This window comes from Micrococcus sp. KRD026 (assembly GCF_017168445.1).
Taxonomy (GTDB): Bacteria; Actinomycetota; Actinomycetes; order Actinomycetales; family Micrococcaceae; genus Micrococcus; species Micrococcus luteus.
This window is the reverse complement of sequence record NZ_JABFBA010000024.1, coordinates 56,541-77,199: the sequence shown is the minus strand read 5'-3', so window position 1 is coordinate 77,199 and position 20,659 is coordinate 56,541. Positions and strand designations below refer to the sequence as shown.

The following is a 20,659-nucleotide window of genomic DNA, read 5'->3' as shown; positions in this document are numbered from 1 at the left end:
CGGCGTCGTCGTCCGTGCCGACCTCGTCCGCGCCCACCTCCGCCGCCCCCGCTGGTCCGCCGCCCGCCGGCGAACCGGTGGCCTGGTCGGACGTGGCCCGGGTTCCGCACCTGTTCTTCCACTCCCTCGTGGTGGACCCGGCCCGCGCCTTCGACGGCGACGACAAGGCCGGCGGCTATCTGGACTTCATGGTCACGGTGGACGAGTTCGACGCCGTCATCCGGCAGGTCTACGAGCGCGGCTACGTGCTGGTCTCCCCGCACGAGCTGTACGAGGTGGGCGAGGACGACGTCGTCCGCCCGAAGACCCTCATGGTCCCCGAGGGCCGGACCCCGCTGATCCTCTCCCTGGACGACTGCTCGTACTACCTCTACATGGACGGCGACGGCTTCGCGGACCGCCTGATCGTGGCCGAGGACGGCCGCGTCCGCAACGAGTACACGGACGCCGAGGGCACCACGCACGTCGGGGCGTTCGACGTCGTCCCGCGCCTGGACGACTTCCTCGCCGAGCACCCGGACTTCAGCCTCAACGGCGCCCGCGGCGTGCTGGCCATGACCGGCTACGACGGCGTGTTCGGCTACCGCACCTCGGCCCGCGAGTTCGGGGACAGCCCCACGTTCGACGCCGACGTCGCGGCCGCCACCGAGGTCGCCGACGCGCTCAAGGACAGCGGCTGGGAGTTCGCCTCCCACACGTGGGGCCACCGGACGGTGCCGAAGCTGACCATGGAGGAGCTCGAGTTCGACATGGGGCACTGGCACGAGGAGGTCGAGCCGATCCTCGGCCCCACGGACATGCTCATCTACCCGTTCGGCGCGGACGTCACCGGCCCCGGCACGTACACGGAGGACAACGAGCGGTACCGCTACTTCCGTGAGCTCGGCTACCGCTCCTTCTTCCTCGTGGACGGCACCTCCAAGGCGTGGGGCCAGCTCGAGCCCGGCTACTATCGCGGCTCGCGGATCAACGTGGACGGCATCAGCCTCGCCGCGGCCGTCTCGGGTGAGCGGCCCGTGCTGGAGGAGTTCTTCGACCCCCGGTCCGTCCTGGACCCGGCCCGCCCCGAGTCCATCCGCGGCCCGAAGAAGCCGAGCCCGGCACCGTCGTCGTCCGCCGCGGCCCCGAGATCCCCGCGACCCTGAGGAGAGCACCATGTCCATCCCCGCCACCGAGGTCGAGGCCCGCTGGAACGCGGCCGCCGAGCCGTTCACCGCCGTCGTCCGTGAGGTGCGGGACTGGGACGCCGCCACCCCGTGCGAGGGTTGGGACGCGCTGGACCTGCTGGACCACGTGATCGCCGGCCAGCGCGACTTCGCCGCCCGCCAGGGCCGGGAGGTGCCCCTCTTCGACGGCTCCCGCCAGCAGCTGGCCACCCAGTGGACCAAGCACGCCGCCGCCCTGTCCGCCCTCGCCGGTGACGAGGAGTTCATCCTGCGGCCCATGGACACCGCGCTCGGGGAGATGACCGTGGGCGAGGCGCTGATCCGCTTCCACACGTTCGACCTGATCGTGCACCGTTGGGACCTGGCCCGCTCGCAGGGCGTGGACGCGCGGTTCACGGACGCGGAGATCGACTGCGTGGAGGAGTCGCTGGCGCTGTTCGGCGACGCCGCCTACACGCCCGGCATCCTGGGTGAGCCCGTCCCCGTGGCCGACGACGCCGACCCGCAGACCCGCCTGCTCGGTCGCCTGGGCCGTCGGGGCTGAGACCCGGGCAGGACCCGTCCCCGCACCCCAGGAGGCACCATGACCGAGCCCACCGGTTTCAGCGCCGCGGAGCAGGCCGCGATGGCCGAGCGCGCGGAGGAGCTGCGCGCCCAGCGCGGCGGCAGGAAGAAGGCCGACGCCCTGCAGGACCTGCTGGCGAAGATCGAGGAGATGCCCGAGCAGGACCGCGCCCTGGCGGTGGCGGTGCACCGGATCGTCACGGAGGTGGCCCCGCAGCTCGACCCCCGCACCTGGTACGGCATGCCCGCCTACGCGCGCGGCACGGACGTGCTCGTGTTCCTGCAGGTCAGCAGCAAGTTCGGCGTGCGGTACACGACCCTCGGCTGACGTCCGGCGCAGAGTGGTCACGACACGCCGCGTCGCGCGCGGGGAGACGGCGTGTCGTGACCACTCTGCGGGCCGTCCGACTCCTTCGACCTCGCCGGCCCCTCCGCGGACCGGGCTGCCCGTCGCCAGCGCCGCACCGCCCACAGGGTCAGACCGCCCACGGCGAGCCAGCCCACCCCGAGCAGCACGCCGTTCACGACGCCCGGGCGCACCGCGAACGCCCCCATCGCCACGAGGGAGAGCTGCCCGGGGATCACGCCGACCGCGGTGGAGCCGGCGAAGATCCCCAGCGGCACGGCGAGCGCGCCCGCCCCGTAGTTCACGGGCCAGTACGGCAGCCCCGGGGCGACGCGCAGGGCCAGCAGGGCGAGGAACCCGGTGTCCTCGAGCCGCCGCTCCACGGTCTCGGCGTGGCGGCCGAGCCCGCGCAGGACCACCTCGCGTCCGACCGCGCGCGCGATGCCGTACGCCCCGAGCGAGCCCAGCAGGGCTCCGACGACGGACAGCACCGTCCCCTCGATCGCGCCGAAGAGCACACCGGCGGTGACCGCCATGATCGTCACGGGGATGGGGGTGAGCGCCACGGCCGCGTACAGCACGGTGAACGCCAGCCAGCTCCACCAGCCGAAGCCGTCCAGCTGGGCGCGCAGCTCGTCCACGCCGGGCAGGCGCACGGTGAGTGCCAGCCACACGAACGCCGCCACCACGAGGACGAGGGCGGCGGTGCGCAGGATCGACACCCCGCGGTGCCCTGTGCGGGCGGGCAGGGTGGAGGCGGCGCCGGAGTCGCGCGGCGGCACGGCGGTGGAGGGCATCGGCTCAGGCTACCGGCAGCCGCTCCCTCCGCATGTCCTCCCTGGCCTGCGGTCACGCCCTGCTCTGCTTTGCTGGATCACACGCGTGTGACTCATCCACACCTGTGGACAACTCTGTGGAGAACCCTGTGCACGCGGCCCGCCGGGTGTGGACGGAGGGGCTCAGACGGTGGACGCGCCGGGCGCGTCGTCACCCGGCCGCGCCTCGCCCGGCCCCGCCGCCGGCTCGTCCTCGAAGACGGGACCGCCGTCGTCCTCCCAGGCCGCGGCGGCGTCGTCGTCCCTGTCGGTCTCCTGCACCTGGTCGTGCAGGCGCTCCATGCGGGTGTCCAGGTCCGCAGCCACGCGGGCGGCGGCCACGAGCTCGGTCGCGATGTCCGGGGGCACGCCGCCGTCGAACTTGTAGTTGATCTTGTGCTCGAGCGTGGCCCAGAAGTCCATGGCGCTCGTGCGGAACTGCATCTCCACGGTCACCGGGATCGTGCCGGTGGACAGGTGGATCGGCACCTGCACGAGGCAGTGCAGGCTGCGGTAGCCCGAGGGCTTGGGCCGGGAGATGTAGTCCTCCACCTCGAGCACCCGGATGTCCGGCTGCTGCGTGAACTGGCGGAACACGCGGTACACGTCCCGGGCGAAGCTGACGATCACGCGCGCCCCGGCGATGTCCGTGACGTTGGTGCGCAGCGCGTCCAGGTCCAGGGACAGCCCGCGGGCGGAGGCCTTGCGCAGGATCGACTCCGGCGACTTCACCCGCGTGACGATGTGCTCGATGGGGTTGTAGTCGTGCAGGTGCGTGAACTCGTCCCGCAGCACCTCGAGCCGCGCCTCCACCTGGAGCAGGGCCGAGCGGTACTCGAGGTCGAAGCGCTCGACGTCTCGGCGCAGCCGCTCCAGCGCCCCTGACGCCGCGGGGGTGAGCTGCGTCAACTCGGACACGGGGGTGCCGCGCAGCGCCTCGACGTCCGCCGAGGGCGCGGGCGCGTCCGGGGAAGGGTCCTGCTCCATGGCCTCAGAGCCTACGGCGGGATCCTGCGAGACGGCAGGCCGTCCACAGGCCCGACGGCGGCCCGTCAGTCCTCGGCGGGGATCAGCACGCGCTCGAAGGCGGCGCGCTCCTCGTCGGAGACGGCCACGGGCCGCCCGGCCGCCGGGTCCACCTGCACGAACACGGCGTCGCACAGCACGCAGCGCCGCCCGTCCTGCCACAGCTCGTGGCGCAGCGTGAAGGACGTCCGGCCGATCCGCAGGATCCACACCCGCGCCGTCACCTCGGGCCCGGCGTAGACCACGGGCGCCTCGTACTGGACCTCCATGGACCGCACGACGCGCTGGACGTCCGGGGACGCCGTCGTCGTGGCCCACGCGGCCAGGGCGCGCACGCGCGCCTCCTCGGCGAGGGTGAGCAGGCGGGCGTTGTTGACGTGGCCGTAGCGGTCTTCGTCGGACCAGCGCAGCTGCAGCCCGACCTCGAACGGGGTCGGCGTGCCGGCGTCGGCGGGGGTCTCGGGGGTGGTCGGCTGCGTCACGGGGTGAACACCTTTCCTGGGTTGAGGATGCCGTGCGGGTCGAACACGGCCTTGATGCGCTGCTGGAGGTCGTGCTGGGCGTCGCCGAGCTCGTCTCGCAGGAACGCGCGCTTGAGCAGGCCCACGCCGTGTTCGCCGGTGAGCGTGCCGCCGAGTTCCAGGCCCGCGCGGAACAGCTCGCCGGCGGCCTCCCACACGTCCGCCGGGATCGACGCGGCGTCCTCGGCCGCGCCGCCCACCTGCGCCGCCGCGCCGAACAGCAGGATCGGGTGCAGGTTGCCGTCCCCGGCGTGGGCCGTGGTGGGGATGGCGACGCCGGTGCGTGCCTCGATCTCACGGATCCGCGCGAACATCTCGGCCATGCGGCTGCGCGGGACGGCCACGTCCTCCACGAGCGGGGTGCCGAGGCGCTCGAGCGCGGGGAACGCGGTGCGGCGCAGGGCCATGAGGGCCTCCCCCTCGGCGGGGTCCACGGTCACGGTGACGTCCCCGCCGTGGGCGCGCATGAGGGCGGCCATGGCCTCCCCGTCCGCCTCGGCGCCGGCGCCGTCGGCCTGCACCAGCAGGAACGCGCCGGATTCGGGCAGGGCGGCCCCGCGCTCGGGCCCCGCGTGCGCGCGCACCGCGGCGAGCGTCGCCTCGTCCATCAGCTCCATCAGGGCGGGCACGTGACCGGCCCCGGTGATCGCCTCGGCCGCGGCGGCGCCCGCGACGACGTCCGGGAAGAACCCGCCGAGCGTCACGGGCACGCCGCGCACGGCCGGCCGCAGCGCCAGCGTCGCGCCCACGATCACGCCGAGCGTGCCCTCCGAGCCGATCATCAGCGCGACCAGGTCGTAGCCGGTCACCCCCTTGACGGTGCGGTGGCCCAGCCGCAGCAGGGTGCCGTCCGCGAGCACCACGTCCAGGCCCAGCACCGCCTCGCGCGTGACGCCGTACTTGGCGCACAGCAGCCCGCCGGCGTTCATCGCGATGTTGCCGCCCACCGTGGAGATGTCCTTCGACGCGGGATCCGGGGCCCACCACAGCCCGTGCTCGGCGAGCGCGGCGTTCAGCGCCCCGTTGAGGATCCCCGGCTCGACGACGGCCACGCGGTCCGCGGGGGAGACCTCCAGGATCCGGTCCATCGCGGTCATGTCCAGGACGATCTCGCCCGCCCCCGCGACGGCGCCGCCGGCCAACCCCGTGCCCGCTCCGCGGGTGACCAGCGGGGTGCGGGTCCCGTGCGCGATCCGGCACGCGGCCTGCACGTCCTCCACCGTCCGCGCGCGGACCACGGCCAGCGGCGCGGCGGGGGAGCGATGCCCCGAGCGGTCCGCCCGGGCGGCCTCGAGTGCGGCGGCGGAGACGTCCACGCGGCCGGGCAGCTCCGCCTGCAGGCGGGCGACGACGTCGGCGGGCGGGGCGTCCGCGGCAGGCGGGGCGGCGCGGGTCGGGTCGAGGGGTGCGGAGGAGTCCATGTCCACCAGTGTCGCCGATCACACGGGGTGGAACGTGCGTCGGCCGGTCCGATGACGCGCCCGGCCCCGTCCCTAGACTGGCGACCATGACCTCCCCGGACCCCGCTGCGCCGCGCCCCCGCGTCCACGTGCTCACCCTGCGCCCGGGTGGAGCCCGCGAGGACACCGCCCGCCGCGTGGGCGCCGTCCTCGCCGAGGCCTTCGCCACGGACCCGTACACGCTCGGGCTCGTGCCCGAGGACCGGCGCGAGGCCCGCCTCGAGCGCAAGTTCACCGCCGCCGTGCGCCACGGGCTGCGCGCGGGGGCCGACGGCGCCCCGCTCGGCGCCGTGGACGTCGCCGTGGACGCCGACGATGGCACGCTGCTCGGCGCCGCCGTGTGGACCTCCCCCGCCGCCCCCCGCGGGGTCGACGTGCCGGGCCTGCTGGCGGGGCTGCCCACCGCGGTCGCCGTCCACGGCCGCCACACCCTCGCCCTGAAGCGGATCCAGGCCGCCTGCGAGCGTGCCCGCCCGGCAGGCCGGCACTGGTACCTTGAGGAGGTCGGCACCGTCCCGTCCGCCCGCGGGCGCGGGGCGGCGAGTGCGCTGGTGCGCCACGGCCAGCGCCGCGCGTCGGGTCTGCCCGTGCACCTCGAGGCGTCCGTGCCCGCCACCGTCCCGTTCTATGAGCGGCTCGGCTTCCGTGCGACCGGCCACGTGCCCGTGCCCGGGGGCGAGCCCCTGACCTGCCTGCGCTGGGAGGCCTGAGATGAGACACCCGATCCCCGACTACCTGGCGAGCCTGATCACCGAGCTCGGCGCCGTGAACCCGGGAGAGACGGCCCAGTACATCCCCGTGCTCGCGGAGGCGGACCCGGACCGCCTCGGCATCGCGCTGGCCACCCCCACCGGGCGGCTGCACTCCGCGGGGGACGCGGACGTGGAGTTCACCATCCAGTCCGCGTCCAAGCCGTTCACGTACGCGGCCGCGCTCGTGGACCGGGGCTTCGCCGCCGTGGACCGACAGGTGGGGCTGAACCCCTCGGGCGAGGCCTTCAACGAGCTCTCCCTCGAGGCGGAGTCGCACCGCCCGGACAACGCCATGATCAACGCGGGCGCGCTCGCGGTGCACCAGCTGCTGGTGGGGCCGGAGGCGAGCCGGAAGGAGCGGCTGGACCGGGCCGTGGAGATCATGTCCCTGCTCGCCGGGCGTCGGCTCGCGGTGGACCGGGAGACGTACGAGTCCGAGATGGCGGTCTCGGACCGCAACCTCTCCCTGGGGCACATGCTCCGCAGCTACGGGGTGCTGCAGGACTCGGCCGAGGAGATCGTGGCCGGGTACGTGGCGCAGTGCGCCGTGCTCGTCACCGCCAAGGACCTCGCCGTGATGGGCGCGTGTCTGGCCACCGGGGGCATCCATCCGATGACGGGTGAGCGCGTGCTGCCGTCCATCGTGGCGCGGCGCGTGGTGTCCGTGATGACCTCCTCCGGCATGTACGACGCCGCCGGGCAGTGGCTCGCCGACGTCGGGATCCCGGCCAAGTCCGGGGTGGCCGGCGGTGTGCTCGGCGCGCTGCCGGGCCGCGTGGGGATCGGCGTGTTCTCGCCGCGCCTGGACGAGGTGGGCAACTCGGCGCGCGGCGTGCTGGCGTGCCGCCGCCTCTCCGAGGACTTCCGGCTGCACCTCATGGACGGCGACAGCCTGGGCGGAACCGCCGTGCGCTTCGTGGAACGCGAGGGTGACCGCGTGTTCCTGCACCTGCAGGGCGTGATCCGGTTCGGCGGCGCCGAGGCGGTGCTGGACGCGCTCACGGACCTGCGCACCGGTGCGGAGAAGCCCGGCACCGGCTGGGACGCCGCCGTCTACCCGCGGTGGCAGGAGGCCGCGGCGGACAGCGCGGCGCTCGCGGCCGCGACCGGCGGCGGGGCGGTGTACGAGGCCGCCGCCGTGGCCGCCCGAGATGAGAACGACGGGCCCATCCGCACCGTGGTGCTCAACCTCACGCGGGTGGACCGGATCGACGACGTCGGCCGGCGGCTGATCGCCGAGGGCGTGCGCCGGCTGCAGGCGGACGGCGTGCGCGTGGAGGTCGAGGATCCGGAGCGCATCCTGCCGCTGGAGGAGGCCGGCGCCCACTGAGGCGGCGGGGCGGGCAGGAGGTCCCCCGCCCCCGAGGCCGTCGCGCCGGCCGGCGCCCCCTCGCTCGAGCGCGCCGCCGCCGACGCCGCGCGCCACCGCTCCGTGCTCCAGGCCCTGACCGGCCTCCTGCTGGGCATGTTCGTCTCGATGATCGCCAACACGGTGGTCTCGACCTCGATGCCGGTGATCATCCACGACATCGGCGGCGACCAGACCGCCTACACCTGGGTCATCACCTCGGCCCTGCTCGCCACGGCCATCGCCACCCCGATCTGGGGCAAGCTGGCCGACCTCGTCAACCGCAAGGTCCTCTTCCAGGTCGCCCTGGCGATCTTCGTCGCCGCCTCCGCGGCGGCCGGGTTCACCCACGATCCGACCTTCCTGATCGTCTGCCGCACCGTGCAGGGCCTGGGCGGCGGCGGCCTCGTCGCGCTCAGCCAGGTGATCATGGCGGACATCATCAGCCCGCGTGAGCGCGGCCGCTACATGGGCCTGTTCGGCGCCGTGATGGCCGTGGCCACGGTGGGCGGCCCGCTCGCCGGCGGCGTGATCACCGACCTGTGGGGCTGGCGCTGGAACTTCTTCGTGGCGGTGCCCTTCGCCGTCGTCGCCCTGGTGATGGTGCAGCGCACCCTCCACCTCCCGCACCGCGAGCGCCAGAAGGTGTCCATCGACTACCTCGGCATCGTGTTCCTGACCGCGGCCACCGCGCTGCTGCTGATCTGGGTCACCAGCGCCGGTCGCGACTTCGACTGGGCCAGCACCACCACCGCGTGGATGCTCGGCGGCGCCGCCGTCGCCACCGTCCTGTTCGTCGTGACCGAGCTGCGCGTCGCCGAGCCGCTCATCCCGCTCACCCTCTTCCGCGACCGCACCTTCACCCTCGCGACGATCGCCTCGATCGCCACGGGCCTGGCCATGTTCGGCTCCTCCGTCTACCTGGCCCAGTACATGCAGCTGGCCCGCGGCGCGACGCCGACCCAGGCCGGCCTCATGACCATCCCGATGATCCTCGGCCTGCTCGTGTCCTCCACGGTGATCGGCGGCCTCATCACCCGCACCGGCGTGTGGAAGCGCTGGCTCGTGATCGGCGCCGTCCTGCTGATCGCCGGCACCGCCCTGCTCGGCACCCTGCACTACGACACCTCCTTCTGGCTGGTGTCCCTCTACATGTTCCTGCTCGGCGCCGGCGTCGGCATGACCATGCAGAACCTCGTGCTCGTGGTGCAGAACACCACCGACCCGCGGCAGATGGGCGTCGCCAGCTCCGGCGTCACCTTCTTCCGCACCCTGGGCGGCAGCATCGGTGTCGCCGTGATGGGCGCCGTGGTCTCCAACGTGGTCCCGGACCGCATCGAGGAGCGCCGCGCGGACCTCGCCGCGGCCCTGCGCAGCCTGGGCCCGGACGCCGCCGAGTGGTCCGAGAGCCTGCAGTCCAGCACCCTGCCACGCGTGGCAGAGATGCCCGACTCGCTGCGGGTGATCTTCGAGGACGTCTACGCGCAGGGCATCGCCCTCGCCTTCCTCGTGGCCGTGCCGCTCGCGATCGTCGCGTTGATCGCGATCCTGTTCCTGCCGAACCTCCCACTGGGCCGCATGACCACCTCCGAGCGCCTCCACGCCACCCGCGCCGACCTGGCCACCCATGCCACGGCCGAGGCCATGCAGACGCTGCCCGCGACCGGCCCGATCCCCGTGGTGACCGCGGCGCAGGGGCAGCATCCGGCCGAGGACCCGGAGGAGTCCCGGTCGGTGTCGGCCGAGCGCCCGGCGACGGCGGTGGCCGACCGGCCCGTCGTCCCCGCGGCGCTGGCCGTGGCAGGGACGGCCCTGCTGGCGGCCGTCGTCACCGCGCTGGTCCGGGCCCGCCGTGGCTGACGGCGCCCCGGACCCGGGCGGAGGCGGCGACGACGCGGGCTTCGAGGCCGCCGTCCAGGGGCTCGAGCAGGCGTTCTCGCGTCTGGTCCTGCAGCACCGCCAGGTGATGGTCCGCTACGCGGCGGCCCTCAGCCCGGCCCTGTCCGTCGGGGCGATGAAGGCGTTCATGATGCTGGCCAACGAGGGGACCATGACGCCCTCGGCCGTGGCCGAGGGCCTGCTGGTGGACCGCGCGCAGGTCTCCCGCATGGTCCGCGACCTCGAGGCCGCCGGGCTGATCACCCGAGAGCCGGACCCGCGGGACCGCCGCTCCGCCCTCCTGAGCGCCAGCCCCGAGGGGCTCGCCCGCCTCGACGCGGTGCGCGGCGGCCCGGCGGGTCGCGGGCTGCGCGACGACCTGGCGCGCTGGGACCGCGAGGACATCCGGACGCTGACGCGCCTGCTGGACCGGCTGGCCGCCGAGCGTCAGACCCGGATGCAGGACCCCGCCGAATCCGAGTGAGCCGCCGGCCGGACCCGCGGGGCCCGGCCGGCGGGCGGGATCACCAGATGGTGACGCGCTCCTCCGGGGCCAGCCACATGGGATCCCCCTCGCGCGTGCCGAACGCCTCGTGGAAGGCGTCGAGGTTCTTGACCACCTGGTTGCAGCGGAACTCGTTGGGCGAGTGCGGGTCCGAGGCGATGCGGGTGACCATGGCCTCCGGTCGCGTGAGCTGACGCCACACGGTGGCCCAGGCGGTGAAGAACTCGCGGTCCCCCGCCGCGGCGTCGAGGGAGGCGCCGTCGCCCTCGTCCCGCCAGATCTCCAAGGCGCGGTGGGCGATGCCCAGGCCGCCGAGGTCGCCGATGTTCTCCCCCAGGGTGAACTCGCCGTTGACGCGGTGGTCCGGGGCCTCGGCCGGGGAGAGCGCGTTGTACTGGGCCACCAGCCGGGAGGTGCGCTCGGTGAACGCCGCGCGGTCCTCCTCGGTCCACCAGTCCTCGAGCCGACCGGCGCCGTCGTACCGCGAGCCCTGGTCGTCGAAGCCGTGGCCGATCTCGTGGCCGATCACGGCGCCGATCGCCCCCAGGTTCGCGGCCATCGAGGCCTCGGGGTCGAAGAACGGGGGCTGCAAAATGGCGGCCGGGAAGACGATCGCGTTCTCGAGCGGGGAGTAGTACGCGTTCACCGTCTGCGGCGTGATGTGCCACTCCTCCGGGTCCGGCCCGTCCGCGATCTTGCGCAGGTCCCGCTCCCACTCGAGCTCCGAGGAGGAGCGGGCGTTGCCCAGCAGGTCGCCGGCGTGGACCTCGAGGGCGGAGTAGTCCAGCCACTTCGAGGGGTAGCCCACCATGGGGCGGAACATCGCCAGCTTCTCGAGCGCCCGCTGACGGGTCTCCTCGCCCATCCACTCGAGCTCCTCGATGGACCGGCGATAGGCCTCCTGGAGCAGGCCCACGAGCTCGTCCATCGCGGCCACGTGGCCCTGCGGGAAATGGCGGGCCACGTAGAGCTGCGCCACGTCCTCGCCGGCCGCCCCGTTGACGAACGCGACCGCGCGCTTCCAGCGGGGGCGGACCTCCTCGGTGCCGGCCAGGCGGCGGCCGTAGAAGGAGAAGTTCTCCTGCACGAACGCGTCCGGCAGGAAGCCGGCGAAGGAGCGCAGCACCTGCAGGATCAGCCAGTGACGCCAGTCCTCGAGGTCGGCGGCCTCGGGTCCCTCGAGCAGCCCCTGCACACCGGAGAGGAAGTCCGGCTGCCACACCACGACCTCCGCGGCGCGCTCGCCGGCGGCGTCCACGCCCTCGAGCCACGCGTCGGCCAGGGGGAAGAGCTCCGTCAGCCGGTCGTGGGTCATGGGGTTGTAGCGGGCCACGGCGTCCCGGCTGCGGACCAGGTCCCAGTGCAGGGCGGCGATGCGCTTCTCCAGCTCCACCACCCGGACGCCCAGCGCGGCGGCCTCGTCCCGGTCCGCGCCGATCCCGGCCAGCGCCAGCAGACGGCCGGTGTGCTCGGTGTACTGCTCGAGGATCTCGGCGTAGGCCTCGTCCCGGTAGTAGGACTCGTCCGGCAGGCCCAGGCCGCCCTGGAGCAGGTGCAGGAGCATGCGGTCCGGGTTCCCGGCGTCGTTGAGGGCGCCGGTGTTGATGAGGCCGGAGACGCCCTGGCGCTGCAGTCGCCCGGACAGGGCGAGCAGCTCCGCGGGGGTGGACACGGTGGCCACCGCCGCCAGGTCCGAGGCGATCGGCTCGAGGCCGCGGGCCTCCACGGTCTCGTCGTCCATGAACGAGGCGTACAGCGCGGCGATCCGGCGCTTGAGCTCCGGATGCTCCGTGCCCTCCGCGTCCTCCTCGTCCAGCGGGGCGAGCGGGACGTCCCGGTGCGCGCCGGCCGCGGCCGTGGCCTGCACGCGCGCCTGGGCGGGGTCGAAGCCCGTGCCGACCTCGCGCACGGCGTCCTCGCACAGGTGCCGGACGGCGAGCTCGGCCGCGTCCCGCAGCTCGAGGAACGCGCCGTAGGCGCCCTGGTCCGCGGGGATCTCATGGGTGTCCAGCCACCCGGCGTTGACGTGGCGGTACAGGTCCTCGCGCGGCGACGGGACTTCGGGCTCGGCGGTGGCGGTCACGGCGGATCCTCCTGGACGTGGGGGTGGACGGTCTCGCACGGCACTCTAGCCGTGACACCGGACACGACGACGGGCACCGCACCCTGGCCGGGTGCGTGCCCGTCGTCGAGGGGACGGCCAGCCCGGAGGCCGCCGTCGGGAGGCGGGGGTCAGCCGACCTCGGCGGCCAGCTTCGCGAGCGACTCCTCCATCTGCTCCTCGGACACCATCGGGAAGAGGTTCTTCGCCAGCAGCTCCGGGTCGGTCACGGCGGTCCAGTCGTAGGTGAGGGACACGACCGTGCTGCCGGAGCCGTTGTCCTCGAGCCGGTAGACCCACTGCCAACCCTTGGGCTCGGTGCCGGCGGGGGCGGTCTTCCAGCCGACCAGCTTGTTCGGGTCGTAGGCGACCACGTGATTGTCGGTCTGGTAGTCGCCACCCATGTGCTCCGCGTGCATGTTCATGGTGAACACGTCGCCGACCTTCTGGATGCGCTGGGTCTTGTCGTCGGACTGCACCATGCCCGAGCCGTCGAACTTCGCGTGGTTCGCGGGCAGGGTCAGGAAGTCGAACACGTCCTTGGCGGACGCGTCGATGGTCCGGGTGACGGTCTGCTGGGTCTCGCCGTGGGCGGTCTTGTTCATCTCGGTCATGGGATCAACCTAGGCACGGGGCCGGGGCGGTCGACAAGGTCTGGGGGTCAGTCCGGCACGTTGCGGCCACGCCGGAACGCGGACACGCTGCGGTGGCCGGCCACGCTGAACCGCCACGGGAAGCGCACGGAGCCGCCCTCCCCCGAGACGCCGACGCGCGGGCCCGTCACGACCTCGATCGGCGGCTCGGCCGGATCGCGGGGCGCGGGCGGGGCCAGGAGGAAGCGGGCGGGCGCGGCCGGCGCGGCGAGGCGGGCCGAGGTGCCACCGTCGTCGGCCACCTCCGGCGGCGCGGCGACGATCTCCACGGGCGCGTGGCCCATCTCCAGGGTGATGCCGAGGCCCTGGCCGAGGTTGCCCGGGCCGGAGAGCAGCTTGGGGCCGGTGTCCCGGCCACGGCGGGCCACCGCGAGGTCCCCTCCTGCAAGCACCTCGGCCGCACGCAGCAGCACACCGCCGGCCTCCCCCTCGGGGTGGCCCACCAGGTTCAGGCAGCGGTGGATGCCGTAGTTCAGGTACACGTACGTGCGCCGCGGCGGCCCGAACAGCGCGGCATTGCGCTCGGTGCGGCCGCGGAACGAGTGGGCGCCGGGGTCCGCTCCCGCGTTCCCGTACGCCTCGGTCTCGGTCAGCCGCACGGTGACGGCGCCGTCCGGGGCGACGACGGTCAGCCGGCACCCCAGCAGCGTCGCGGCGAGCGCGGGCGAGGGGCCGTCGAAGGCGGCGGCGAGACGCTCCGGGGTCACGGCAGCGGCCCCGCGACGGGCAGCACCATGGTGTCGATCAGCCGGACGGGCGGCACGTGCGCGGCCACGAGGGCGAGGGCCTCGCGGCGCAGCGGCTGGCACAGCAGCTCCGGACCGAGCTCGGCGAAGGTGTCCCGGTCCACCACCACGAGGTGGTCCAGCTCGACGCCCGGCTCGTCCTCGACCATCCGGCGAGCGGCCTGGACGTCGACGGGCTCACCGGCCGCCGCGGCGTCGGCCAGGGAGCGCAGGGCGCGGCTGAGGACGAGCGCGTGCTCCAGGCCCGCGGCGTCCAGGCGGGTGTTGCGGCTGGAGAGCGCGAGGCCCTCGGGCGAGCGGACGATGGGTACGGCGCGGACGTCGACGTCGATGTCCAGGTCCGTGGCCAGGCGGCGCAGGACGGTGAGCTGCTGCGCGTCCTTCTGGCCGAAGTAGCTGCGCAGGGCCGGCACCGCCGGGCGCACGATGTTCCACAGCTTCGCCACGACGGTGGCCACGCCGTCGAAGTGGCCCGGGCGGGAGGCGCCCTCGAGGACCTCCCCCATGCGGCCGGCGGAGACGGTGACGATCGGCGCGTCCGGGTAGCCCGGGTACATCTCCTGCACGTCCGGGGCGAACACGACGTCGGCGCCCGCCGCCGCCAGCAGGTCCAGGTCCGCGTCCAGGGTGCGCGGATAGTGCTCCAGGTCGGCCGGATCGCCGAACTGGAGCGGGTTCACGAAGATGCTGACCGCGACGACGTCGTTCTCGGCGCGGGCCCGCCGCACCAGGGCCGCGTGGCCGCCGTGGAGGGCGCCCATCGTGGGGATCAGGCCGACGGTGACGGGCTCGGCGTCGCCGTCGTCCGTGGCGTGGGCGACGAGCTCACGGAGAGCGGAGCGCATCTCGGCGACGGTCCGGGCCAGACGCGGGCGCGCGGAGACGCCGTCGGCCTCGGCCGTCACGGGAGCGGGGAGGGCGTCCTCGAGGGTCAGGCCGGTGCCGGCGGGGACGGGGCGCTGGTCGGGGACGCGGTCGAGAGGGGTCACCCTCCGAGTCTAGGCACGGGGCCTCGGGGAGGACTTCCGCCTCACCACGCGCATCTGGTCCAAGGCCTGAGCCGCGGGCCGGATTCGGCCCCGCCACGCGCGACGCCGGCCGGTCCCGTCAACGGGACCGGCCGGCGTCGTGCTCGAGTCGGGCTCAGGCGTCCTTCGCGGTGTCCTTCACCTGGCGGGCGGCGTCCTGGGACTCCGCCTTGAGGCCCTGCGCCGTGTCCGTGCCCTGCTCCTTGAGGTGGGAAGCGGCCTCGGCGGCCGACTCCTTCACGCTCCCGGCGGCCTCGCGGGCGGCGGGCTCGAGGTCCTCGCGCAGCTGCTGGGCGGCCTGCTTGGCCTCGTCCACCAGCGGGGCGGCCTGGTCCTTGAGGCCCTCCGCGGCGCGCTGCTCCGCGCGTGAGGCGGGGATCAGCGAGCTGAGCAGCAGGCCGGCACCGAAGGCGATCAGCCCGGCGGCCAACGGGTTGCCCGCGGTGCGGCCGCGCAGCTGAGCCGGGGCCTGGTGCAGGGCGTGCTGGGCGTCGTCGGCCCACTCGGACACCCGGTCGCCGGCGTCGCCCAGGCGGTCCTGGGCCTGGCCGGCCGCGTCATACGCGGAGGCCCGGGCGTCGTCGATCACCCCGTGGGCGCGATCGCCCAGCGAGGGCTCGTGGCGGTGCTGCTCCGGGGAGCCCATGATGTTCTCCTTCGCGTGGATGAAGCCGTCCTTGATGCGGTTGGTCTGCCGGGACACGGCCTTCGTGGGGCTCACCTTCTCGGCGAGGGCGTCCACGTCCTGGCCGAGCTCGCGGCGCGTACGCTCGATGTCGGCGCGGATCTCATCGGGGTTGTTGCTCGTGGTCATCGCGTCTCCTTCGCGGGGTTCAGGGTCTCGGGGATCTCCTGAAGCGTCTCCTGGGTCTGCGGCAGACCCTTGATCTTCTCGATGTCCTTCTTGCCCTGCACGGCCAGCACGGCCGCCACGACGCCCCACAGCACGGCCACGATCAGCGCGGCCCAGCCGATCGGCAGGAACACGTCGAGCAGGTGCATCAGGGCGAGGGACAGGAACATCAGCAGGAAGAAGCCGCCGACGGCGGCGCCGGCCAGCAGCCCCGCCCCCTTGCCGGCCTTCTTCGCGGACTCGGTGGCCTCGGCCTTGGCCAGGGCGATCTCCTGGCTGACCAGCGTCGACAGCTTGGCCGACAGGCTCTGGAACATCTCGCCGAGGCTCTCGTGCTCGGCGCGGAACTCCGCCTGCGTGGACGGCGGGGTGTGCGCGCCGGAGTGCGGCGTCGCGTCGCGGAACGGCTCGTGGGCGGTGCTCATGCGTCACCCCCGGGCCGGGTCTGGTCGAACGGCCGCTCGGCGGTCAGGCCCTGCTGGACCGGTGCCTGCGTGCCGTACGGGACGTCCCCGACGCCGGCCGCGCGGCGGGGCCCGGCGCCGTCCGCGACGCGGCCGTCGGCCTGGGAGAGCGAATCGCTCGAGTAGGCCGGGGCCTGCGAGTCCAGGTGGTGCGGAGTCACGTCCGCGTGCACCGCGTCCGGACGGGTCTCGTGACGGCGCGGCGAGGTGGAGGCGGTGGAGTCGGGCTGGGCGGCGTCGCGGATGCCGCGCGTCAGTCGACCGGCCACCAGCCCGGCGCCCAGGGCGAGGGCCAGGAACGTGCCCGGACGGCGAGCGGCGAAGCCGCGCACGTCCTGCAGCAGGTCCTGCGGGGAAGCGGTCTCCAGGCGCTGGGTCAGGGCCTCGGCACGGTCCGCCACCGAGGCGACGCCCTGGCGCACCAAATCGGTCTGCGGCTGCTCACCGGAGACCACGCGGTGCAGGTCGTCGGTGTAGCTGCGCACCTGGCCCGCGAGCCGCTCCTGCTGGGTCTGCACCTGCGCGCCGACCTGCTCCTGGGCGGAGCCGACCAGCGACTGCACCTGGTCAGCGGCCTCGTCCTTCACCTGGCCGGCCTCGTGCTTGGCGGTGGCCGCGAGGTCCTGGGCCTTGTCCTTGGCGTCGTGGGCCACGGCCTTCGCCTGGCCCTGGGCCTCGCCCGCGGCCTGCTGGGCCTTGCCCTTCGCCTGGTCCTTGGCGTCACGGCCCTCGGCTGAGGAGCCGTGGGCGTTCTTCGGCGTGTTCGTCGTCATGCTGTGCCTTCCTTCGTCCGGGTCGGCGTCCCTCATGGCCGGCCCTTCTGGCCGTCCACGTCACCGGGTCCACCGGTCTTGAGCGCCAAGGTAAGCACCGCAGGGACCCTGCCGGAAGACCTCGGGTCCGCCGGGATCGTCTCCGGTCGGGACGGGGTCAGCGCCCCTGCAGGCCCCGCTGGGCGGTCTTGCCGACGCCCCGGCCCGGGTGCTCCTTCTTGCCCTGCATCCAGACGTCCACGGCCTGCACGCCGAGGTCGGGGTGGTCGGTGAAGAAGCCGTCGATGCCGGCGTCGAGGAACGGCTGGATCATGCCGACCATGTCGCCCTGTGCGTTCCGGTCCGTGGAGGAGCGGAACTCCGTGTAGAGGAACTGGTTCTCGGCGCGGAAGGTGTACGGCACCACCTCGAGGCCCGCGCGGTGGGCGAGGGAGACGAACGCGGTCTCCTCGCCCATCGAGCCGTCCTTCTCCTTGGTGATGATCTGCGCGAAGGCCGGGCCGAGCGTGTCGACGCCGGCCGCGCGGATCTCGCGCATGCCCGCGGCGGTCTCGTAGAAGTCGTAGTCGCGGAGTTCGTCGCCGGCGGCCACGGAGTCATAGGGTGCGCCGGTGACGCTGGAGAGGAACACCGTCTCGGCCTTGAGGCCGAGGTTCTCGTTGAGATCGCGCAGGTTGGCGAGTTCGAAGGACTGCACGGTGGCGGGGGCGTTGCGCTTGTTCAGGCCGTGCTCGTCGAGCAGCTCGACGACGCGCTCCTCCATGGACAGGCCGATGGAGTCGAAGTAGGTGGGGTGCTTGATCTCGGGGATGACGCCGATCTCGCGGCCGTGCCGGGCCGAGAGGCGCTCCCGCAGCTCGAGCACCTCCTCGAAGGTGGGCACCTGGTACCGGCCGTCGTAGGACGCGGACTCGGGGCGGACCTGCGGCAGGCGCTCCTTGGCGCGCAGGGTCTTGAGCTCGGCGAGGGTGAAGTCCTCGGTGAACCAGCCGGTGAGGGCCACGCCGTCGACGACCTTGGTGGTCCTGCGGTCCGCGAACTCGGGTCGCTGGGCGACGTCCGTGGTGCCGTCGATCAGGTTCTCGTGGCGGACCACGAGCACGCCGTCCTTGGTGGAGACCAGGTCCGGCTCGATCACATCCGCGCCCTGGGCGGCGGCCAGCTCGTAGGCGGCCAGGGTGTGCTCGGGGCGGTAGCCGGAGGCACCACGATGACCCACGACGTCGGGACGCACCACGGGCTTGCCCGTGACGGACTGCGCGGCGGCCGGGGTCTCCGTTGCGGCGGGGGCGGCGACGGCCGGGGCGGCCAGCGGGGCGCTGACGGCGACGGCGGCGGCGAGGGCCACGAGGCCGCGGGCGGCGTGACGACGGACGGAGGTCATGGAACGGTCCTTTCCGGGAGGGGGATGACCGCTCCAGTGGGCCAGATCCGGGTGTCGGCCGGGTGGCCCCCCTCCGGCCACAGCCGGCCCGTCCGGTGAACAGCCGGTGACGGGCGGCTGATCGGAGAGGTTCAGCCGCCCGTCACGATGCGCGGCACCGGGCCCGGCGACTCAGCCCGCCGTCGACGACGGCCGCGTCAGTCCCAGCGTCTCCGGGGCCGTCGGGGCGCTGTCGCCGAGGACGTGCTCGCCCAGGAAGCCGAGGACGACCTCGTACCAGACCTTCGCGTGCTGCGGGGCGAGGATCCAGTGGTTCTCGTGGGGGAAGTAGAGGAACCGGTGGTCGGTGGTGCCGTCCGCGGCGGCCGGCCGCCCGGACTTCGCCAGCAGGTCCGACCACAGGCGCAGCCCCTCGCCGATCGGCACGCGGTAGTCCTTATCGCCGTGGATGACGAGCATCGGGGAGACGATCTCGCCCACGAACCGGTGCGGAGAGTTCTCCTGCTGCATCTGCTCGTCCATCTCGCGGGCCCAGTAGAACGCGGCGTCCGTCGTCGGGCCGAAGCCGTCCAGCGCCCACAGCGAGGCGTGCGTGACCACGCACCGGAACCGGTCGGTGTGCCCGGCCACCCAGTTCGCCATGTAGCCGCCGAACGAGCCGCCCATGGCGGCGGTGCGGTCGCCGTCGACGTCCTCACGCGCCACGACGGCGTCCGTGAGCGCCATCAGGTCCGTGTAGGGCGCCTGGCCCCAGCGGCCCCAGCCGCGTTCGATGAAGTCCTGGCCGTAGCCCGTGGACAGCGCCGGGTCCGGCAGCAGCACCGCGTAGCCGCGCGCCGCCATGATCCACGGGGTCCAGCGCCAGCTCCACGCGTTCCACGAGCCCAGGGGCCCGCCGTGGATCCACAGCAGCAGCGGGTGACCGCCGGCCGGCGCCTCCCCCTCGGGGAGCACGAGCCAGCCGCGCACGTGCGTGCCGTCCTCGGCGACGGTCTCCACGTCCTCGAGGGTGCCCGGGATCGCGGGGCGCTCCACGGGGTTCGGCAGGCGCGTGGTCTCGCCCGTGGCCAGGTCGATCCGCGCCACCTCCGGCGGGAACAGGTAGGAGGAGCGGACGCCGTAGGCCGTGGCCCCGTCCGGGGAGAGCACGATGTCGGTCCACGCCTCGTCCTCCCGGGTCACCTGCGCGACGGCGCCGGTGGCCACCTCGATGCGGAACACCGGGCGGCGACCCTCCGAGTCCGCGAGCGCGATCACCGCGGAGTCGTCCGGCAGCCACGCGACGACGTCGGCCCAGCGGTCCCAGCCGTGGGCCAGGGGCGTGGTCTGGCCCGTGGCCGTGTCCATCACGTACAGGCGCGGGTGCACGGCGGAATGCGGGGTGGAGTCGGGGGTGCGGACGACGACGGCGCGCGTGCCGTCATGGCTGACGGGGCCGACGGCCACGTCCTCACCGGGGACGTCGTGCAGGACGCGGTGCTCGCCCGTGGCCAGGTCCACGCGCACCACCGTGCCCTCGCGCACGTTGCCGCGAGCCTCGGCGGTGGCGGCCGTGGTGAGCAGGAACGAGCCGTCCGGGGCCACCTGCGCGCCGATCCCGAACGCGTGGGAGCGCGGGAATCCGGAGACGTGGCGCAGGTGGTGCGCCACGTCGTCGGCCTCGGGAGCCAGGCCGGAGGCGGCGGGGCCGGGCTCGGCGGCGTCGGCGTCCGTGGCGGGCTCGCCCTGCGGGTCCGGGCCGGGCTCGAGGACGAAGAGCTCGGGGCGGGCGGGGCCGAGGTCGTGGTCCCAGAAGCGGATGGGGTAGCCGGTGTGCAGGATGGCGTCCACACCGGCGTCCTTGCGGGTCTGCGCGAGGGCCGCGTGCTCGGCCTCGGTGGTGGCGCCGAGCAGCCGGTCCGCCGTGACGACCACGCGGTCCGCCGCGGAGGCGCACGTGACCGCGGTGACGCCGCCCGGGCGGGAGAGCACCACGCGCGCCTCGCCGCCCCGGGCCGGCAGGGCCCACAGGGCGCTGCGCTTCTCGGCCTCGGCGTCGGCGGGGTCGGGACGGGCGGAGGTGAAGAAGAGGGTGCCGTCCGCGGCGAACTGTGCGCCGGCCTCGCCCTCGCGGGAGCGGGTCAGGCGGTGGGCGGGGCGCTCGCCCGCGGGGTCGACCTCCCAGAGGGCGGTGGCGTAGCCGGTGCCCTTCGCGTCCCGGGTGGCGACGGTGGTCACCAGGCGGGCGCCGTCCGGGCTGAGGGTGAGACCGGCGACGCGCGGCAGCGCGGTGAAGG

The 20,659-nt window shown here is 74.1% G+C and carries 20 protein-coding genes; 7 read left to right on the top strand and 13 right to left on the bottom strand.

The features are described from left to right. Positions 1-92: 92 nt before the first annotated feature. Genes J1M40_RS08985 through J1M40_RS08975 form a run of 3 tightly spaced genes read left to right on the top strand, consistent with a single transcriptional unit; the run spans position 93 to position 2,058 of the window. A complete protein-coding gene (locus tag J1M40_RS08985; protein ID WP_236743569.1) occupies positions 93-1,145 on the top strand; it encodes a polysaccharide deacetylase family protein in 1,053 nt (350 codons plus the stop codon). 10 nt (positions 1,146-1,155) lie between these two features. Beyond that, positions 1,156-1,710: a TIGR03086 family metal-binding protein gene (locus J1M40_RS08980; protein WP_144825431.1), complete on the top strand. Its 555-nt coding sequence runs from the start codon at positions 1,156-1,158 to the stop codon at positions 1,708-1,710. Between the two features lie 39 nt (positions 1,711-1,749). Beyond that, on the top strand, positions 1,750-2,058 hold the full coding sequence (locus tag J1M40_RS08975) for a hypothetical protein (protein ID WP_230956262.1): 309 nt from the start codon (positions 1,750-1,752) through the stop codon (positions 2,056-2,058). A 17-nt stretch (positions 2,059-2,075) separates the two neighbouring features. Here J1M40_RS08975 and J1M40_RS08970 read toward each other — a convergent pair whose 3' ends face one another. The 4 genes from J1M40_RS08970 to J1M40_RS08955 form a co-directional block, all read right to left on the bottom strand. Then, a complete protein-coding gene (locus J1M40_RS08970; RefSeq protein WP_206450716.1) occupies positions 2,076-2,873 on the bottom strand; it encodes a TVP38/TMEM64 family protein in 798 nt (265 codons plus the stop codon). A 162-nt stretch (positions 2,874-3,035) separates the two neighbouring features. Beyond that, the gene (locus J1M40_RS08965) at positions 3,036-3,878 is read right to left on the bottom strand and encodes a GTP pyrophosphokinase family protein (protein ID WP_036314511.1); all 843 of its coding nucleotides are present in this window, start codon (positions 3,876-3,878) and stop codon (positions 3,036-3,038) included. Between the two features lie 65 nt (positions 3,879-3,943). Beyond that, positions 3,944-4,399: a thioesterase family protein gene (locus J1M40_RS08960; RefSeq protein WP_060974353.1), complete on the bottom strand. Its 456-nt coding sequence runs from the start codon at positions 4,397-4,399 to the stop codon at positions 3,944-3,946. Continuing rightward, on the bottom strand, positions 4,396-5,865 hold the full coding sequence (locus tag J1M40_RS08955; RefSeq protein WP_235187730.1) for an FAD-binding oxidoreductase: 1,470 nt from the start codon (positions 5,863-5,865) through the stop codon (positions 4,396-4,398). The genes J1M40_RS08960 and J1M40_RS08955 overlap by 4 nt, the downstream gene beginning before the upstream one ends. Before the next feature lie 80 nt (positions 5,866-5,945). On the opposite strand from J1M40_RS08955, the gene J1M40_RS08950 reads away from it, so the two are divergent. From J1M40_RS08950 to J1M40_RS12760, 4 genes are all read left to right on the top strand, one after another. Beyond that, positions 5,946-6,608 (top strand): GNAT family N-acetyltransferase, encoded by a 663-nt coding sequence (locus J1M40_RS08950; protein WP_020622112.1) that lies wholly within the window; start codon positions 5,946-5,948, stop codon positions 6,606-6,608. A gap of 1 nt (position 6,609) precedes the next feature. Then, positions 6,610-7,980 (top strand): glutaminase A, encoded by a 1,371-nt coding sequence (gene glsA, locus J1M40_RS08945; protein WP_020622111.1) that lies wholly within the window; start codon positions 6,610-6,612, stop codon positions 7,978-7,980. Between the two features lie 102 nt (positions 7,981-8,082). Next, positions 8,083-9,858: an MDR family MFS transporter gene (locus tag J1M40_RS08940; RefSeq protein WP_338401427.1), complete on the top strand. Its 1,776-nt coding sequence runs from the start codon at positions 8,083-8,085 to the stop codon at positions 9,856-9,858. Next, a complete protein-coding gene (locus J1M40_RS12760) occupies positions 9,851-10,360 on the top strand; it encodes a MarR family winged helix-turn-helix transcriptional regulator (RefSeq protein WP_036380863.1) in 510 nt (169 codons plus the stop codon). Before J1M40_RS08940 ends, J1M40_RS12760 begins: the two co-directional genes overlap by 8 nt. Before the next feature lie 40 nt (positions 10,361-10,400). On the opposite strand, the gene J1M40_RS08930 is transcribed toward J1M40_RS12760, so the two are convergent. The 9 genes from J1M40_RS08930 to J1M40_RS08890 all read right to left on the bottom strand — a co-directional run. Further along, positions 10,401-12,464 carry a M13 family metallopeptidase gene (locus J1M40_RS08930; RefSeq protein ID WP_036380860.1) on the bottom strand — a complete coding sequence of 688 codons (2,064 nt, stop codon included), beginning with the start codon at positions 12,462-12,464 and terminating at the stop codon, positions 10,401-10,403. Between the two features lie 149 nt (positions 12,465-12,613). Beyond that, positions 12,614-13,096 (bottom strand): SRPBCC family protein, encoded by a 483-nt coding sequence (locus tag J1M40_RS08925; RefSeq protein WP_036380856.1) that lies wholly within the window; start codon positions 13,094-13,096, stop codon positions 12,614-12,616. Positions 13,097-13,143: 47 nt separating this feature from the next. Then, a complete protein-coding gene (locus J1M40_RS08920; RefSeq protein WP_036380853.1) occupies positions 13,144-13,842 on the bottom strand; it encodes a DNA-3-methyladenine glycosylase in 699 nt (232 codons plus the stop codon). After that, positions 13,839-14,870 (bottom strand): pantoate--beta-alanine ligase, encoded by a 1,032-nt coding sequence (gene panC / locus J1M40_RS08915; RefSeq protein ID WP_036380850.1) that lies wholly within the window; start codon positions 14,868-14,870, stop codon positions 13,839-13,841. The genes J1M40_RS08920 and panC overlap by 4 nt, the downstream gene beginning before the upstream one ends. Before the next feature lie 154 nt (positions 14,871-15,024). Then, positions 15,025-15,723: a DUF3618 domain-containing protein gene (locus tag J1M40_RS08910; RefSeq protein ID WP_069941095.1), complete on the bottom strand. Its 699-nt coding sequence runs from the start codon at positions 15,721-15,723 to the stop codon at positions 15,025-15,027. Continuing rightward, positions 15,720-16,187 carry a phage holin family protein gene (locus tag J1M40_RS08905; protein WP_020625304.1) on the bottom strand — a complete coding sequence of 156 codons (468 nt, stop codon included), beginning with the start codon at positions 16,185-16,187 and terminating at the stop codon, positions 15,720-15,722. The genes J1M40_RS08910 and J1M40_RS08905 overlap by 4 nt, the downstream gene beginning before the upstream one ends. Beyond that, positions 16,184-16,999: a hypothetical protein gene (locus J1M40_RS08900; protein ID WP_020625303.1), complete on the bottom strand. Its 816-nt coding sequence runs from the start codon at positions 16,997-16,999 to the stop codon at positions 16,184-16,186. The genes J1M40_RS08905 and J1M40_RS08900 overlap by 4 nt, the downstream gene beginning before the upstream one ends. A 157-nt stretch (positions 17,000-17,156) precedes the next feature. Beyond that, positions 17,157-18,383 (bottom strand): glycerophosphodiester phosphodiesterase, encoded by a 1,227-nt coding sequence (locus J1M40_RS08895; RefSeq protein ID WP_020625302.1) that lies wholly within the window; start codon positions 18,381-18,383, stop codon positions 17,157-17,159. A 171-nt stretch (positions 18,384-18,554) separates the two neighbouring features. After that, on the bottom strand, positions 18,555-20,659 hold a 2,105-nt coding region (locus tag J1M40_RS08890), incomplete at its 5' end, for an alpha/beta fold hydrolase (protein ID WP_206450715.1).

Excerpts from the sequence above, each read along its gene's own strand:
- J1M40_RS08925 (WP_036380856.1), bottom strand. The coding sequence starts at position 13,096 with ATGACCGAGATGAACAAGACCGCCCACGGCGAGACCCAGCAGACCGTC.
- J1M40_RS08895 (WP_020625302.1), bottom strand. The coding sequence starts at position 18,383 with ATGACCTCCGTCCGTCGTCACGCCGCCCGCGGCCTCGTGGCCCTCGCC.
- J1M40_RS08950 (WP_020622112.1), top strand. The coding sequence starts at position 5,946 with ATGACCTCCCCGGACCCCGCTGCGCCGCGCCCCCGCGTCCACGTGCTC.
- J1M40_RS08965 (WP_036314511.1), bottom strand. The coding sequence starts at position 3,878 with ATGGAGCAGGACCCTTCCCCGGACGCGCCCGCGCCCTCGGCGGACGTC.
- glsA (WP_020622111.1), top strand. The coding sequence starts at position 6,610 with ATGAGACACCCGATCCCCGACTACCTGGCGAGCCTGATCACCGAGCTC.
- J1M40_RS08975 (WP_230956262.1), top strand. The coding sequence starts at position 1,750 with ATGACCGAGCCCACCGGTTTCAGCGCCGCGGAGCAGGCCGCGATGGCC.
- J1M40_RS08980 (WP_144825431.1), top strand. The coding sequence starts at position 1,156 with ATGTCCATCCCCGCCACCGAGGTCGAGGCCCGCTGGAACGCGGCCGCC.
- J1M40_RS08905 (WP_020625304.1), bottom strand. The coding sequence starts at position 16,187 with ATGAGCACCGCCCACGAGCCGTTCCGCGACGCGACGCCGCACTCCGGC.
- J1M40_RS08910 (WP_069941095.1), bottom strand. The coding sequence starts at position 15,723 with ATGACCACGAGCAACAACCCCGATGAGATCCGCGCCGACATCGAGCGT.
- J1M40_RS08970 (WP_206450716.1), bottom strand. The coding sequence starts at position 2,873 with ATGCCCTCCACCGCCGTGCCGCCGCGCGACTCCGGCGCCGCCTCCACC.
- J1M40_RS08900 (WP_020625303.1), bottom strand. The coding sequence starts at position 16,999 with ATGACGACGAACACGCCGAAGAACGCCCACGGCTCCTCAGCCGAGGGC.